General features: G+C 51.3%; 12 protein-coding genes. 7 read left to right on the top strand and 5 right to left on the bottom strand.

What is annotated here, in order from left to right:
• Positions 1-62: 62 nt before the first annotated feature.
• Complete coding sequence (gsk, locus tag EQY_RS0102160; RefSeq protein ID WP_000671589.1) at positions 63-1,367, top strand: inosine/guanosine kinase; 1,305 nt, start codon at positions 63-65, stop codon at positions 1,365-1,367.
• Between the two features lie 117 nt (positions 1,368-1,484).
• Here the strand turns inward: gsk and ybaL are convergent, their stop codons facing one another.
• The gene (gene ybaL, locus EQY_RS0102155) at positions 1,485-3,161 is read right to left on the bottom strand and encodes a YbaL family putative K(+) efflux transporter (protein ID WP_000546195.1); all 1,677 of its coding nucleotides are present in this window, start codon (positions 3,159-3,161) and stop codon (positions 1,485-1,487) included.
• A gap of 237 nt (positions 3,162-3,398) precedes the next feature.
• Complete coding sequence (gene fsr / locus EQY_RS0102150) at positions 3,399-4,619, bottom strand: fosmidomycin MFS transporter (protein ID WP_001251622.1); 1,221 nt, start codon at positions 4,617-4,619, stop codon at positions 3,399-3,401.
• A 220-nt stretch (positions 4,620-4,839) separates the two neighbouring features.
• On the opposite strand from fsr, the gene ushA reads away from it, so the two are divergent.
• The gene (gene ushA / locus EQY_RS0102145; RefSeq protein ID WP_000670592.1) at positions 4,840-6,492 is read left to right on the top strand and encodes a bifunctional UDP-sugar hydrolase/5'-nucleotidase; all 1,653 of its coding nucleotides are present in this window, start codon (positions 4,840-4,842) and stop codon (positions 6,490-6,492) included.
• Positions 6,493-6,528: 36 nt separating this feature from the next.
• Here the strand turns inward: ushA and ybaK are convergent, their stop codons facing one another.
• Together ybaK and EQY_RS0102135 are read right to left on the bottom strand one after the other, a co-directional pair.
• Complete coding sequence (ybaK, locus tag EQY_RS0102140) at positions 6,529-7,008, bottom strand: Cys-tRNA(Pro)/Cys-tRNA(Cys) deacylase YbaK (protein WP_000186623.1); 480 nt, start codon at positions 7,006-7,008, stop codon at positions 6,529-6,531.
• Between the two features lie 204 nt (positions 7,009-7,212).
• Complete coding sequence (locus EQY_RS0102135) at positions 7,213-8,007, bottom strand: TraB/GumN family protein (RefSeq protein WP_000365146.1); 795 nt, start codon at positions 8,005-8,007, stop codon at positions 7,213-7,215.
• Between the two features lie 132 nt (positions 8,008-8,139).
• Here EQY_RS0102135 and EQY_RS0102130 point away from each other — a divergent pair, with 132 nt between their 5' ends.
• Both EQY_RS0102130 and EQY_RS0102125 read left to right on the top strand, forming a co-directional pair.
• Entirely contained in the window at positions 8,140-8,442 is a 303-nt protein-coding gene (locus tag EQY_RS0102130) for a type II toxin-antitoxin system RelE/ParE family toxin (RefSeq protein WP_000057518.1), read from the top strand.
• 35 nt (positions 8,443-8,477) lie between these two features.
• Positions 8,478-8,819 (top strand): HigA family addiction module antitoxin, encoded by a 342-nt coding sequence (locus EQY_RS0102125; protein WP_000806439.1) that lies wholly within the window; start codon positions 8,478-8,480, stop codon positions 8,817-8,819.
• 57 nt (positions 8,820-8,876) lie between these two features.
• On the opposite strand, the gene copA is transcribed toward EQY_RS0102125, so the two are convergent.
• The gene (gene copA, locus EQY_RS0102120) at positions 8,877-11,381 is read right to left on the bottom strand and encodes a copper-exporting P-type ATPase CopA (RefSeq protein WP_000083924.1); all 2,505 of its coding nucleotides are present in this window, start codon (positions 11,379-11,381) and stop codon (positions 8,877-8,879) included.
• A 261-nt stretch (positions 11,382-11,642) separates the two neighbouring features.
• Between copA and glsA the strand changes: the two genes are divergently transcribed.
• From glsA to EQY_RS0102105, 3 genes are all read left to right on the top strand, one after another.
• Positions 11,643-12,575: a glutaminase A gene (gene glsA, locus EQY_RS0102115; protein WP_001278190.1), complete on the top strand. Its 933-nt coding sequence runs from the start codon at positions 11,643-11,645 to the stop codon at positions 12,573-12,575.
• A gap of 2 nt (positions 12,576-12,577) precedes the next feature.
• Entirely contained in the window at positions 12,578-13,870 is a 1,293-nt protein-coding gene (locus EQY_RS0102110) for an APC family permease (protein ID WP_000982146.1), read from the top strand.
• A gap of 342 nt (positions 13,871-14,212) precedes the next feature.
• Positions 14,213-15,568 carry a TolC family outer membrane protein gene (locus tag EQY_RS0102105; protein WP_000113318.1) on the top strand — a complete coding sequence of 452 codons (1,356 nt, stop codon included), beginning with the start codon at positions 14,213-14,215 and terminating at the stop codon, positions 15,566-15,568.
• Positions 15,569-15,624 lie beyond the last annotated feature (56 nt).

Here is a 15,624-nt window from a genome sequence, read left to right as displayed (position 1 = left end):
CGCGCGTTCAGGCATGATTGTGTTAACATTCGCCGCTCAGTTAACCACCCGTAAAAACAACCATGAAATTTCCCGGCAAACGTAAATCCAAACATTACTTCCCCGTAAATGCACGCGATCCGCTGTTGCAGCAAATCCAACCAGAAAACGAAACCAGCGCAGCCTGGGTGGTCGGTATCGACCAGACGCTGGTGGATATTGAAGCCAAAGTGGAAGACGATTTTATTGAACGTTATGGATTAAGCGCCGGGCATTCACTGGTCATTGAAGATGATGTTGCTGAAGCACTTTATCAGGAGCTGAAACAGAAAAACCTGATTACTCATCAGTTTGCAGGTGGCACTATTGGCAATACCATGCACAACTATTCTGTACTGGCAGACGACCGTTCGGTGCTGCTGGGCGTGATGTGCAGCAATATTGAAATTGGCAGCTACGCCTATCGTTACTTGTGCAATACATCCAGCCGTACCGATCTTAACTATCTGCAGGGTGTGGATGGCCCGATTGGTCGTTGCTTTACGCTGATTGGCGAGTCTGGCGAACGTACCTTTGCTATCAGTCCAGGTCATATGAACCAGCTACGGGCAGAAAGCATTCCGGAAGATGTTATCGCCGGAGCCTCGGCGCTGGTATTAACGTCCTATCTGGTGCGTTGCAAGCCGGGTGAACCGATGCCGGAAGCGACCATGAAAGCCATTGAGTATGCGAAGAAATATAACGTACCGGTGGTGCTGACGCTGGGCACTAAATTTGTCATCGCCGAGAATCCGCAATGGTGGCAGCAATTCCTCAAAGAACACGTCTCCATCCTTGCGATGAACGAAGAAGAAGCTGAAGCGTTGACCGGAGAGAGCGATCCGCTGCTGGCATCTGATAAGGCGCTGGACTGGGTTGATCTGGTGCTGTGCACCGCCGGGCCAATCGGCTTGTATATGGCGGGCTTTACGGAAGACGAAGCGAAACGCAAAACCCAGCATCCGCTGTTGCCGGGCGCTATCGCGGAATTTAACCAGTATGAGTTTAGCCGCGCCATGCGCCACAAAGATTGCCAGAATCCGCTGCGCGTCTATTCGCACATTGCGCCGTATATGGGCGGGCCAGAAAAAATCATGAACACTAACGGTGCCGGTGATGGGGCGCTGGCGGCGCTGTTGCATGACATTACCGCCAATAGCTATCACCGCACTAACGTGCCAAATTCCAGCAAGCATAAATTCACCTGGCTGACTTATTCGTCGTTAGCGCAGGTGTGTAAATATGCTAACCGTGTGAGCTATCAGGTACTGAACCAGCATTCACCACGTTTAACGCGCGGTCTGCCGGAGCGAGAAGACAGCCTGGAAGAGTCTTACTGGGATCGTTAAGCCATTGAACCAATGACAGTCGGATGCGGCGTAAACGCCTTATCCGACCTACGGAAGATGGCACCTGTGGGCCGGATAAGATGCGGCAGCATCGCATCCGGCAATGGCGTCAATGTATTACCCCGTCACCACTTCACCCGCCGGTGGCGTTTCCAGCAGTTCCAGCATAGTACGGGCGATTTCACGTTCACCCATCACTACCTGATTCGCGCCACGTTCGGTGATATACGCCACCTCATCGTCATAATGGGCGCGGGCGATAATCTCAATATCCGGGTTTTTGGCGCGAGCAGAGGCCACAATCTCGCCAGCTTCGTAACCGTTAGGAATGGTCAGAATCAGCCATTTCGCGCACTCCAGATGCGCCAGTTGCATGATCTCTTCATTCGCCGCGTTGCCCAGTACCGCGCGAACGCCACGCTCACGCAGTTCATCGACGCGGGTTCGTGATGTTTCAATCACCACTAACGGAATATCAGAGGCGAGTAATTTCTCCCCCAGCAGACTGCCTACACGACCGTAGCCCACCAGTAGCGCATGGTTGCAAATATCCACCGGGATCTGCTTCTCTTCTTCGATAGCTTCTTCCAGCGTCTGTTCTTCCAGCGTTTCGGTTTTTGCCAGATATTTCTCCAGCAGCGCGAACAGCACCGGGTTGAGCATAATCGACAGGATCGCGCCTGCCAGTACCAGGTTTTGTCCGGCCTGCGGCAGTAAATTCAATGCCATTCCCAGTCCCGCCAGGATAAACGCGAACTCACCAATCTGCGCGAGGCTGGCGGCGATGGTTAACGCCGTGCGCTGGGAGTGACCAAACAGCCGAACGAGGAACAGTGCCGCGACAGATTTACCAAACAGAATAATTGCCAGCGTTGCCAGCACTGCCAGCGGTTGCTGAATCAGAATTAACGGATCAAATAACATCCCGACGGAGACAAAAAACAGCACCGCAAAGGCGTCGCGCAATGGCAGCGTATCGTGTGCGGCGCGGTGGCTAAGTTCGGATTCATTCAGCACCATCCCAGCGAAGAATGCACCGAGCGCAAAGGAGACGTCAAACAGTTCTACCGCACCAAAAGCAATGCCTAACGCCAGTGCCAGCACCGACAGGGTAAACAGTTCACGCGAACCGGTTGCCGCGCTGCGTGCCATAATCCACGGCACCAGACGGCGACCCACTAACATCATTATGGCGATAAATGCTACCACCTTGCCGATGGTGATCCCCATATCAACCGCCAGCGTCGCGAAGCCCACATCGCCCTGTTCCAGCATCCCTGCCACTGCGGGCAGCAACACCAGCGTCAGAACCATCACCAAATCTTCCACAATCAACCAGCCGATGGCGATTTGCCCGCGCTGACTGTCTATTAATTGCCGTTCTTCAAGTGCGCGCAGTAACACCACGGTACTGGCGGTGGAAAGACATAAACCGAACACGATACCGGTCATTAACGACCAGCCCAGCACGGCAGAGAGCGCCATACCCAGCAGCGTCGCCACGGCTATCTGGGCGATCGCGCCGGGAATGGCAATGGACTTTACCGCCATCAAATCCTTGAGCGAAAAATGCAAACCGACGCCGAACATCAGCAAAATAACGCCCAGCTCCGCCAGTTCCGGCGCAAGCTTGGTATCGGCAACAAACCCTGGAGTGAATGGCCCTGCCAGCACGCCCGCTAACAGATATCCCACCAGAGGAGAAATACGCAGTTTATTAGCAATCATGCCGAGGATAAAAGCGAGCACAAGGCCGCCAACAATGGTGGTGATAAGCGGGGTGGCGTGATGCATTCCGTCTCCTGTTCCTGGTGGTTGTTGTCCATTTTGGGCTGGGAAAACCAAAATTACAGGTAATAGTTTATGACAATTTCATGGTTGATGTTTATGAATAATTGTTGAATTTTGCAGAAAAATGGAATTAACCGCAAAAAAGGCACGGATCGGAAAAGTGATAAGGTGTATGAAGAGGAAAGGCTTATGGCTACTGCAAAATGAAGCAGCCAAAGTTTACCTTTGGCTGCATGGAAATCAGGATTTATGCCGGTTATCAGGCAGGAATATGGTCAACATACCAAGAAGTGGAAGGAAAGCACAGATTTTATAAACTAACTCGATACTGGTATGATCGGCAATAAGCCCCAGAAGCGCAGCGCCCAGCCCCCCCATACCGAAAGCAAAACCGAAAAACAGTCCAGAAACCATGCCGATACGTCCCGGAAGTAGCTCCTGAGCGTAGACCAGAATGGCGGAAAACGCCGAGGCGAGGATAAATCCAATAATCACCGTTAAAACCCCCGTCCAGTACAGGCTGGCGTAGGGTAAAATCAAGGTAAATGGCGCAACGCCGAGGATAGAGCCCCAAATCACATATTTTCGACCGATTTTATCGCCTACAGGCCCGCCAATCACCGTACCCGCCGCGACGGCAAACAGGAAGGCAAACAGATGAAGCTGGGCATTCTGGATAGATAATCCGAATTTTTGCATCAGATAAAAGGTGTAATAGCTGCTGATGCTCGCCATATAGAAATATTTCGAGAAAATCAGCACTAACAGCACACAAACAGCCAGCACGACCTTATTACGCGGCAGTGGATTGATTATTATTGCTTTCGGTTTGCCTTTACTCATCCGATGCTGTGCAGAGTACCAACGGCTGATTTGCGCCAGTACCACGATAGCCAGCAACGCCGCCAGCACAAACCATGCAACGTTGCCTTTGCCGTAAGGGGCGATGATCACCGCCGCCAGCAATGGCCCCAACGAACTACCAAAGTTACCGCCTACCTGGAAGATAGATTGCGCCAGGCCATGACGTCCACCAGACGCCATACGCGCCACGCGGGAAGATTCCGGGTGAAAGACCGACGAACCCGTACCGACCAGCGCCGCCGCCAGCAGAACCGTGCCAAAACTACCCGCCAGCGCCAGCAGTATCAGGCCGCTCATGGTAAAGCACATGCCAATCGGTAATGACCACGGCATTGGGTATTTATCTGTCCAGTAACCGACTACCGGTTGCAACAGCGAAGAGGCGAGCTGAAAGGTGAGGGTAATCATCCCAATCTGCATAAATGTCAGAGAAAATTCAGACTGGAGCAGAGGATAAATCGCCAGAATCAGCGATTGGATCATGTCGTTCAGCAGATGCGAGAGGCTGATTGCGCCTAAAATACCAAATGATGTACGAGCCTTAGTGGTCGATGCAGCTGCGCCCGCCGCAGGCTGGGTTTGTTCACTCATTGCCATAGGAAAGTCACTTTTTCAGAGTTGCGATGTAAAGAATGATCTTATTTGTGATTATTACCCGACTAACATACCTGTATGCGCTGTCTGAAGGAAGTCTCAATGCTTAATACAGAATTTCCATTTTTGTATGTAGATTTACCATCACCGAACACAGACTTGTCTATTATGTCGCGTCATACTAATTTTCAACACGTTGATATCTGGTCAGGGAGAGAGAAATATGAAGTTTTTGCAGCGGGGTGTGGCATTAGCACTATTAGCCGCATTTACACTGGCGAGTGAAACCGCCCAGGCTTATGAGCAGGATAAAACCTACAAAATTACGGTACTTCATACCAACGACCACCACGGTCATTTCTGGCGTAATGAATATGGCGAATATGGTCTGGCGGCGCAAAAAACGCTGGTGGATGGTATCCGCAAAGAAGTCGCGGCTGAAGGCGGTAGCGTGCTGTTACTTTCTGGAGGTGACATTAACACTGGTGTTCCAGAGTCTGATTTACAGGACGCCGAACCGGATTTTCGCGGCATGAATCTGGTGGGTTATGACGCGATGGCAATCGGTAACCATGAATTTGATAACCCGCTCACCGTATTACGTCAGCAGGAAAAATGGGCAAAGTTCCCGTTGCTCTCCGCCAATATCTATCAAAAAAGTACCGGCGAGCGTTTGTTTAAACCCTGGGCGTTGTTTAAGCGTCAGGATCTGAAAATCGCGGTAATTGGTCTGACGACCGATGACACGGCGAAAATTGGTAACCCGGAATATTTCACCGACATTGAATTTCGTAAACCTGCCGACGAAGCGAAGCTGGTGATTCAGGAACTGCAACAGACAGAAAAGCCGGACATTATTATTGCAGCTACGCATATGGGGCATTACGACAATGGCGAACACGGTTCAAACGCACCGGGCGATGTAGAGATGGCGCGCAGCCTGCCTGCCGGATCGTTGGCGATGATTGTCGGCGGTCACTCGCAAGATCCGGTCTGCATGGCAGCAGAAAATAAAAAACAGGTCGATTATGTGCCGGGTACACCTTGCAAGCCGGATCAACAAAACGGCATCTGGATTGTCCAGGCGCATGAGTGGGGCAAGTATGTGGGACGAGCCGATTTTGAGTTTCGCAATGGCGAAATGAAAATGGTCAATTACCAGTTGATTCCGGTGAACCTGAAGAAAAAAGTGACCTGGGAAGACGGAAAAAGCGAACGCGTGCTGTACACTCCGGAAATCGCCGAAAACCAGCAAATGATCTCGCTGTTATCACCGTTCCAGAACAAAGGCAAAGCACAGCTGGAAGTGAAAATTGGTGAGGTTAGTGACCGTCTTGAAGGCGACCGCAGCAAAGTTCGTTTCGTACAGACCAATATGGGACGGTTGATTCTGGCAGCACAAATGGATCGCACCGGAGCCGACTTTGCGGTGATGAGCGGAGGCGGAATTCGTGACTCCATCGACGCGGGTAACATCAGTTATAAAAACGTGCTGAAAGTGCAGCCGTTCGGCAATGTGGTGGTGTATGCCGACATGAGCGGTAAGGAAGTGATTGATTACCTGACCGCCGTTGCACAAATGAAGCCGGATTCCGGTGCCTATCCGCAATTTGCCAACGTCAGCTTTGTGGCGAAAGATGGCAAACTTAACGACCTGAAAATCAAAGGCGAACCGGTCGATCCGGCAAAAACTTACCGCATGGCGACGTTAAACTTCAATGCCACCGGCGGTGATGGTTATCCGCGCCTTGATAACAAACCGGGCTATGTCAATACCGGCTTTATAGATGCTGAAGTGCTGAAAGGCTATATCCAGAAAAACTCGCCGCTGGATGCGAGCGCGTATGAGCCGAAAGGTGAGGTGAGCTGGCAGTAATCTGAAAGTGCCGGATGTTTGCATCCGGCACAATGCTTAATCCCGGCGGGCGATATCGGCAAATTTCGCATCGAGGATCTTCGCCAGATCGCCTGCCGCAAGTTCAATATCCAGTCCGCGCTTGCCACCGGAAACATAAATAGTGGCAAATTCTTGCGCGGGGGCATCAATAATCGTCGGCAGACGTTTTTTCTGTCCTAGTGGGCTAATTCCCCCAACTAAATATCCCGTCGAACGCTGTGCCACCATCGGATCGGCCATCTCTACCTTTTTGGCACCCAGCGCCTTTGCCACCTTTTTAAGATCCAGTTGACCGGCGACCGGCGTAACGGCCACCGCCAGATGTTTCATATCGCCGTTCACTGCGACCAGCAGCGTTTTGTAGACCTGATCTGCATTCAAGCCTAATTTTTTGACCACTTCATCGCCAAAGTTGGTTTCAGCCGGATCGTGATCGTAGGTATGAATCTGGAATGAAATTTTGTTTTTTTCGAGTAATTTAACTGCGGGTGTCATCGTAATTTTCCTGCCTTAAACAAAAAAACGGAGAAAGCATACGCCTGATGGCGGCTCAAAAAAAAGAGTCATCTTGCCTAATAGTATTGGCAGGATGGTGAGATTGAGCGACAATCGAGTTACACCGTCGCTTAAAGTGACGGCATAATAATAAAAATATGAAATTCCTCTTTGACGGGCCAATAGCGATATTGGCCATTTTTTTTAGCGCAACATTTGTGGCAAATTCCCTTCTCCATACAGATGTAACGCACCGACCGCGACCACATAGCGCCCCGGTGGCATGGCCCGTAATTTATCCCGCCAGGCAAGATTTCGCTGATGCATCAACACGTCGTACAGCGACTGGCTGAACGTATTGGGCAGCGTTATTTCATTATTTTGTGGCGGCGCATTCAGCCACCAGCTCATCATTTGTTGTAGTAGCCGTGCGTTGGTATGCCAGTGGGTCAGCGTATCGTCCAGCAGCGCCAGTCCTTTGTCGGGGAGCTGGAGCAACATGGCAATCTGATTTTCTGCCCCTTCCAGTTCAATCACGGGCTTATGTTGTTGTTTCGCCGCCTGCAATAGCTGGTAATCGATACCATATTCTGCCCGCAGCCCCAGTTTTTGCGCCTGCGTCGCCTGGAGAACCATCGCGATTTGCCACAGTGGTTGGGTAGAAAAGAGCGACGGAGAAATGCCCATTTCCTGGCTGATGTGCTGCAGATTTTGTAATTGTTCTTCGCTGATGCGCTCTTCCAGCGCCTCGCAGGCAGGCAAATTAGCAAAAGGCGTATCGCTGGTGGAAACATCTGCCTCGACAATCAGCGCATCGGCTTGTTTGAGCTTTTTAAGCAAACGGGCGGGTAGAGGAGCCATATCGTGGCTACCCATATGAATACTGCCAATCAGATGAAAATGGCGATTGCCGGGGAGGGAGATATCGATGGCAGGCCAGGTGTAATGATTACCGCGCAGCGCGGCCCAAAGTGTTTTTACCCGGTACAACAGATCCATACGACCTCCCTTTGTGAAATATCATGCTAGCGCGCGGGGAGGGATGGCGCAAATGGAGTTGATTGTTGCACTTGTGCACAGTGCTTGTGTGCATTATAATGATTAAATAATGGACAAGGAGATGAGAATGGAATGGCTCAAAAAATCAACATAAGGAGTTTTCGTGATCCCTGGCTGGCTGATTTTTTTGTCCACTCAACGCCACATCGAAAGATCCCTGCTGAAATCCATAACGCGTTATCAAGAAAATTGGACATCATTAATGCTGCCACTTCCCATCGGGATTTACGTTCCCCACCAGGGAACCGGTACGAAGAGTTATCGGGGAAATTGCAGGAATACTCCTCCATTAGAGTGAATAAACAGTACCGACTGATATTTAAATGGGTTAATGGCAAGGCCGAAGAATTGTTTTTAGATCCACACAACTACTAAAACATAGCTGTCGTATTGACGAGAAAGGTAAAACCATGAAACAGGCAACAAGAAAACCGACGACACCCGGAGATATTCTTCTCTATGAATATCTGGAACCGCTCGATTTGAAAATCAATGAGTTAGCAGAGTTGCTGCATGTTCATCGTAATAGCGTCAGTGCACTGATCAATAATAATCGTAAACTCACCACTGATATGGCATTTCGTCTGGCGAAAGTTTTTGATACCACAGTCGATTTTTGGCTAAACCTCCAGGCGGCAGTTGATCTTTGGGAAGTTGAAAACAACATGCGCACCCAGGAAGAATTGGGACGGATTGAAACAGTGGCTGAATATTTGGCACGCCGTGAAGAGCGTGCAAAAAAGGTCGCGTAGAATCATTTCCCTATAACGGATGCGCCACCCTAAAGCAGCGCATCCGCAATGACATACTTATTCCTTCGGTTTAAACCGCAGCAATCGGTTAGCGTTACTCACCACCGTAATCGACGAGAGCGCCATTGCCGCTCCGGCGACCACCGGGTTAAGCAGTGTTCCGGTGAACGGCCACAAAATACCGGCGGCGACCGGAATACCGATACTGTTGTAGATAAACGCGCCAAGCAGGTTTTGCTTCATATTGCGTAGCGTCGCGCGGGAGATGGCGAGTGCGTCTGCAACCCCCATCAGGCTATGGCGCATCAGGGTAATCGCCGCTGTTTCAATGGCAACATCACTCCCGCCACCCATTGCAATACCGACATCCGCCTGGGCCAGCGCCGGCGCGTCGTTAATGCCGTCGCCCACCATTGCTACCTGGCGACCCTCGCTTTGCAGACGTTTAATCGCTTCGGCTTTTCCATCCGGCAATACACCCGCAATCACTTCATCAATCCCTGCTTCTTTGGCGATCGCATTGGCGGTGGTTGGGTTATCGCCGGTTAACATTACCAGACGATATCCCGCTTTATGCAGACGTTGCAGCGCCGCCACGCTATCGCTACGCAATGGATCGCGTACCGCCAACAGAGCCACCGCTTTGCCATCAACGGCCAGTAACACCGGCGTTGCGCCTTGTGATGCCTGGGCTGAAATATCAGCTTCAATCGCTTTCGTATCGACTTGCTGGTCATTTAACAGAGCCTGATTCCCCAGCAGCAGTGAATGGCCTTCCGCTTCGCCACTTACCCCCAGTCCGCGCAATGTACGGAAGCTATTGACCTGTGGCAGCGTGATATCGCCTGCTTTATCGAGGATTGCCCGCGCCAGCGGATGGCTGGAACCTTGCTCCAGTGCCGCCGCCAGACGCAATGCCTGCGCTTCATCAATATCAGCAAACGTTTTTACTGCGACAACCTGTGGTTTACCTTCGGTCAGCGTCCCGGTTTTATCGAACACCACGGTGTCGAGCGTACTGGCACGTTGCAGCGCATCGGCGTCACGCACCAGCACCCCAAATTCTGCCGCGCGCCCGACGCCGGAAATAATCGACATCGGCGTTGCCAGCCCCAGCGCACACGGACAGGCGATAATCAGCACCGTGGTGGCAATCACCAGGGTATAAACAATTTGCGGTGCGGGTCCAAAGAAATACCAGATTGCCGCACTGATCAACGCAATCACCACTACCACCGGCACAAACACGGCAGAGATTTTATCCGCCAGCTGGCCGATTTCCGGTTTACTGCTCTGAGCCTGGCGCACCATGCGAATGATCCGCGACAGCGTGGTATGGCTGCCGACTGCGCTGGCGCGAAACAGCACACTACCGTCCTGTACCACTGTCCCGGCATGAACGCTATCGCCTTCGCCTTTTTGCTGTGGAATAGGTTCGCCCGTTAACATCGCCTCATCCAGCCACGCTTCGCCCTGAGTGATTTCGCCATCCACCGGCACACGGTCACCGGTTGTCAGGCGCAGCAACATACCTGGCTGAACGTCTGCCAGCGGCACACTCTTTTCACCTTCGTCAGTAACCAGTCGCGCCGTCGGCGGGGTTAAATCGAGTAATTTCTCCAGCGCCTTTGAAGAACGCTGACGCGCACGCGCTTCCAGCATATGACCGAGATTAATCAGACCGATAATCATCGCGCTGGCTTCGTAATAAAGATGTCGTGCTTCCATCGGGAACCACTGCGGCCACAGGTTAACGCTCATTGAATAGAGCCATGCCACGCCAGTACCCAGCGCCACCAGCGTATCCATCGTCGCCGCGCCGTTGAGCAGGCTTTTCCATGCACTGCGGTAAAAATGTCCGCCAGCGAAAACCATAACCGCCAGGGTTATCAGCCCAATAACCAGCCACAGGCTGCGGTTGTCGGCGGTGACCATCATGTTATCGCCGATCATCCCCCAGACCATTACCGGGATACCCACCGCCAGAGCGACAATTGCCTGCCAGCGGAAGCGTTTCATGGTAGCGACGGCTGTTTCCTGCTGGCGCTCACGTCGTTTAGCGTCATCTTCAATCGCTTCTGCGCCGTAGCCCGCTTTTTCCACCGCCTGCACTAAATCTTGTGCGGAGGCACTGCCCATCACCAGCGCAGTGCGCTCCGCCAGGTTTACCCGTGCCTGGGTGACGCCCGGTACGCTTTGCAGCGCATTTTGTACGCGGGTGACACAACTGGCGCAGCTCATGCCGCTCAACAGCAACTGCTGGCTATCGTCGTCATCGGCGGTTGCTGCCGGAAGCTCATCAGAAACCGCTGTCAGTGCTTCCGACGGGATTGATAACTCCGCCAGCGGTTTAGCCTTTGGGTGGCTTACAGATGCGTCATAACCCGCTTGCTTGATGGTTTCGATAAGCTGTTCCGCGCTGGCAGTACCTGTGACGTGCGCTTCAGTAATTGACACATCTGCCTGCTCAACGTCCGGGCGCTGTTCGAGACTTTCTTTCACGCGTTTAACGCAGTGACCGCAGGACAGGCCGTCCAGGGTCAGGTCGATAGTTTGTGACATAACGTACTCCTTTAAGACAGTTTTGACTGACTGTGATAAAGGGTAAACCTTCCAGCAAGGGGAAGGTCAAGAAATTATTTCGTAGCGCAATGAAAACGCGGTGGAGATTAAAAGATTGGCTCAATTTGCATCAGGATTAGACATTTATCTCTTTGTTTTCCTTTGGTTAAGTTGCGGGTGCTAAGTTAAATCAGGATGCCTGAAAATTGGCATCGGGATGAGGAATAGCCTCCCGCATCTATAAAAAGGAGTTAACAACAGATGTCAGATGCAAAAAATTTACAGCAGGCAGTGGATCAGGCATATGTCCAATTTCACTCACTTAGCGGCGGGCAAAATGCCGATTACATTCCCTTTCTGGCGAATGTCCCCAGCCAACTGGCGGGGGTAGCTATTGTGACTTGCGATGGCAATATCTATCGTGCGGGTGATAGCGATTACCGCTTTGCGCTGGAATCCATCTCGAAAGTCTGTACTTTAGCCCTCGCGCTGGAAGATGTCGGCCCGCAGGCGGTGCAGGACAAAATTGGCGCTGACCCGACCGGATTGCCTTTTAACTCAGTCATTGCCTTAGAACTTCATGGTGGCAAGCCGTTGTCGCCGCTGGTGAATGCAGGCGCTATCGCCACTACCAGTCTGATCAAAGCCGATAATGCTGAACAACGCTGGCAGAGAATTTTACACATCCAACAACAACTTGCTGGTGAGCAGGTGGCGCTTTCTGAGGAAGTGAACCAGTCGGAACAGACCACCAACTTCCACAACCGGGCGATTGCCTGGCTGCTGTATTCCTCTGGATATCTCTATTGCGATGCGATGGAAGCCTGTGATGTGTATACCCGTCAGTGCTCCACGCTTATCAATACCGTTGAGCTGGCTACGCTTGGCGCGACACTGGCGGCGGGCGGTGTTAATCCGCTAAGCCAAAAACGCGTTCTCCAGGCTGACAATGTGCCGTACATCCTGGCCGAAATGATGATGGAAGGGCTGTATGGTCGCTCTGGTGACTGGGCGTATCGCGTTGGCTTACCCGGCAAAAGCGGCGTCGGTGGCGGCATTCTGGCGGTAGTGCCTGGCGTGATGGGGATTGCCGCGTTCTCGCCACCGTTGGATGAAGAAGGCAACAGTGTTCGTGGACAAAAAATGGTGGCATCGGTCGCTAAACAACTCGGCTATAACGTGTTTAAGGGCTGATCATGATGAACACGGAAGGTAATAACGGTGACAAACCTCTGGGACTATGGAATGTGGTTTCCATAGGTATCGGGGCGATGGTGGGGGCGGGGATCTTTGCCCTGTTGGGGCAAGCGGCGTTGCTAATGGAAGCCTCGACCTGGGTCGCTTTTGCTTTTGGCGGCATTGTGGCGATGTTTTCCGGATATGCCTATGCGCGCCTTGGTGCAAGTTATCCCAGCAATGGCGGGATTATTGACTTCTTTCGCCGGGGGTTAGGCAACGGTGTTTTTTCGCTGGCGCTCTCGTTGCTGTACCTGATGACGCTGGCGGTGAGTATCGCGATGGTTGCCCGTGCCTTTGGTGCTTATGCTGTGCAGTTTTTGCATGAGGGCAGCCAGGATGAGCATCTTATTTTGCTCTACGCGCTGGCGATCATTGCCCTGATGACGCTGTTCAACTCCTTAAGCAACCATGCGGTAGGGCGACTGGAAGTGATCCTTGTCGGCATCAAAATGATGATCCTGTTGTTGCTGATTATTGCGGGCGTCTGGTCGCTGCAACCGGCGCATATTTCCGTCTCTGCGCCCCCCAGCTCCGGCGCATTCTTCTCTTGTATCGGGATTACCTTCCTTGCTTATGCGGGCTTTGGCATGATGGCAAACGCGGCGGATAAAGTGAAAGATCCGGCGGTCATTATGCCGCGAGCATTTTTGCTGGCGATAGGCGTTACCACACTGCTCTATATTTCCCTGGCACTGGTGCTGCTTAGTGATGTTTCGGCATTAGAGTTAGAAAAATATGCCGATACCGCCGTAGCGCAGGCCGCTTCTCCACTGCTTGGGCATGTGGGTTATGTGATAGTGGTGATAGGTGCTTTGCTGGCGACGGCATCAGCCATCAACGCAAACCTGTTTGCGGTGTTTAATATCATGGACAACATGGGCAGCGAGCGTGAACTGCCGAAGCTAATGAATAAATCCCTGTGGCGGCAGAGTACGTGGGGCAACATCATCATAGTGGTGTTGATCATGCTGATGACGGCGGCGCTTAATTTAGGTTCCCTGGCCAGTGTTGCCAGCGCCACCTTTTTGATCTGCTACCTTGCGGTGTTTGTGGTGGCGATCCGTCTGCGTCATGATATTCACGCCTCGTTGCCAATCCTCGTTGTCGGTATGATGGTCATGCTATTGGTAATCATCGGTTTTATTTACAGTCTATGGTCCCAGGGCAGCAGCGCACTGATGTGGATTATTGGCGCACTATTACTAAGCCTTATTGTGGCAATGGTAATGAAACGGAATAAAACCATATAAAATCTACCTGCGCGCAGTGCTTTCTGTGCTGCGCCTTTATTTTTTTCTTAATCAAATCCTCCGTCTTATACTTTTAATAAATAAGTCACAAAAAAATGGTATATACACGATAAAACTGTGATTCTTATCACTTCTTACTATGGATTATTCTCAATGCGGATGATGGTAATCTAAAACTCGTAGTGTATTCTTAATAAATAACGTATAAGCTTTTTAGCTGCATTTCTTTTAATAGGGGGAATAAAAACGAAAGAGATGCACAAGTTATTACCCTTCTTAAATAAAATGAGGCTGGTTATAAAAACCAGTTAAAATAATGACCTGGAAGGAAGTGACTTATCTATGGCGCGATTACAATTAAAAAACCGTAAAAATAAATGCCTGATATTTTTAATAAGTTTTATTGTGATGGGAGAAAACGCGCTTGCAGCGCCATTACCACAATGGGCTAACGCCCCTGCGGTTACGTCGGTTGCCAGTTTATCCTTACAGGAAAGTATATTACGCGCATTTGCGCGAAACCCCGACGTCACCCAACAGGCGGCGCAGATAGGTATTGGCGAAGCGCAAATCGATGAAGCCAAAAGTGCCTGGTATCCGCACGTTGGCTTAACCGGTAACGCGGGGCCGTCCCGACAAACGGACTCCAGCGGCAGGCTTGATAACAACGTTTCGTATGGCATAACCCTGACGCAGTTGGTGTATGACTTTGGTAAAACGAACAACGATATCAAACTGCAAACTGCCGCTCGTGACAGCTACCGCTTTAAATTGATGGCAACCCTAACCGATGTCGCAGAGAAAACGGCGACCACCTATATGGAAGTTAGCCGTTATCAGGCTTTGTGCGATGCGGCTCAACGTAATATCCACTCGCTGGAAAATGTCTACAACATGGCGGCACTACGCGCCAACGCCGGCCTGAACTCATCTTCTGATGAATTGCAGGCTCAGACACGCATTGCCGGAATGCGCTCGACGCTGGAGCAATATCAGGCGCAAATGGCGAGCGCCAAAGCGCAACTGGCGGTGCTGACTGGCGTACAGCCGGAGGCGATAGCCGCGCCACCTGCGGAATTAGCCGAGCAGCCGGTATCGCTAAAAAATATTGATTACCAGTCCATTCCGCTGGTGTTGGCGGCAGAAAATTTACGCCAGTCGGCACAGTACGGCGTGGAAAAAACCAAAGCGCAATACTGGCCGACGCTTAGTATTCAGGGAGGCAAAACGCGCTACCAGACCAGCGATCGCTCGTACTGGGACGACCAGTTACAGCTGAACGTTAACGCGCCGTTGTATCAGGGCGGTGCGGTTTCTGCCCAGGTACAACAGGCCGAAGGGCAACAAAAAATCTCCGCCTCGCAGGTCGAACAGGCAAAACTGGATGTATTACAACGGGCATCAGTGGCGTATGCCAACTGGACTGGCGCACGGGGGCGCGAAGAAGCCGGTTTAGCGCAATCCGAAAGTGCGCACAAAACGCGAGATGTGTATCAAAATGAATATAAATTAGGTAAACGCAGTCTGAATGATCTATTAACCGTCGAGCAAGATGTCTTTCAGGCGCAATCGGCTGAAATAAATGCCAGTTATGATGGCTGGGTTGCCGCAGTAAATTATGCCGCTGCGGTTAATAACCTTATTCCATTAGCGGGAATTAAACAGGGCTTATACAACGACTTACCCGATTTAAAATAATCCTGCCATTATTAATATCAGGTAGGCATCGTTGTTGAGTTATTACCTTTGTCTTA

Source organism: Escherichia sp. TW14182 (genome assembly GCF_000208525.1).
Lineage (GTDB): Bacteria > Pseudomonadota > Gammaproteobacteria > Enterobacterales > Enterobacteriaceae > Escherichia > Escherichia ruysiae.
This window is presented reverse-complemented; position numbering and strand designations above follow the sequence as displayed.

Coding starts and splice junctions, on each gene's coding strand:
- ybaL (WP_000546195.1), bottom strand. CDS start 3,161: ATGCATCACGCCACCCCGCTTATCACCACCATTGTTGGCGGCCTTGTG.
- copA (WP_000083924.1), bottom strand. CDS start 11,381: ATGTCACAAACTATCGACCTGACCCTGGACGGCCTGTCCTGCGGTCAC.
- gsk (WP_000671589.1), top strand. CDS start 63: ATGAAATTTCCCGGCAAACGTAAATCCAAACATTACTTCCCCGTAAAT.
- EQY_RS0102110 (WP_000982146.1), top strand. CDS start 12,578: ATGATGAACACGGAAGGTAATAACGGTGACAAACCTCTGGGACTATGG.
- ybaK (WP_000186623.1), bottom strand. CDS start 7,008: ATGACACCCGCAGTTAAATTACTCGAAAAAAACAAAATTTCATTCCAG.
- EQY_RS0102130 (WP_000057518.1), top strand. CDS start 8,140: ATGGCTCAAAAAATCAACATAAGGAGTTTTCGTGATCCCTGGCTGGCT.
- glsA (WP_001278190.1), top strand. CDS start 11,643: ATGTCAGATGCAAAAAATTTACAGCAGGCAGTGGATCAGGCATATGTC.
- EQY_RS0102105 (WP_000113318.1), top strand. CDS start 14,213: ATGGCGCGATTACAATTAAAAAACCGTAAAAATAAATGCCTGATATTT.
- EQY_RS0102125 (WP_000806439.1), top strand. CDS start 8,478: ATGAAACAGGCAACAAGAAAACCGACGACACCCGGAGATATTCTTCTC.
- fsr (WP_001251622.1), bottom strand. CDS start 4,619: ATGGCAATGAGTGAACAAACCCAGCCTGCGGCGGGCGCAGCTGCATCG.
- EQY_RS0102135 (WP_000365146.1), bottom strand. CDS start 8,007: ATGGATCTGTTGTACCGGGTAAAAACACTTTGGGCCGCGCTGCGCGGT.
- ushA (WP_000670592.1), top strand. CDS start 4,840: ATGAAGTTTTTGCAGCGGGGTGTGGCATTAGCACTATTAGCCGCATTT.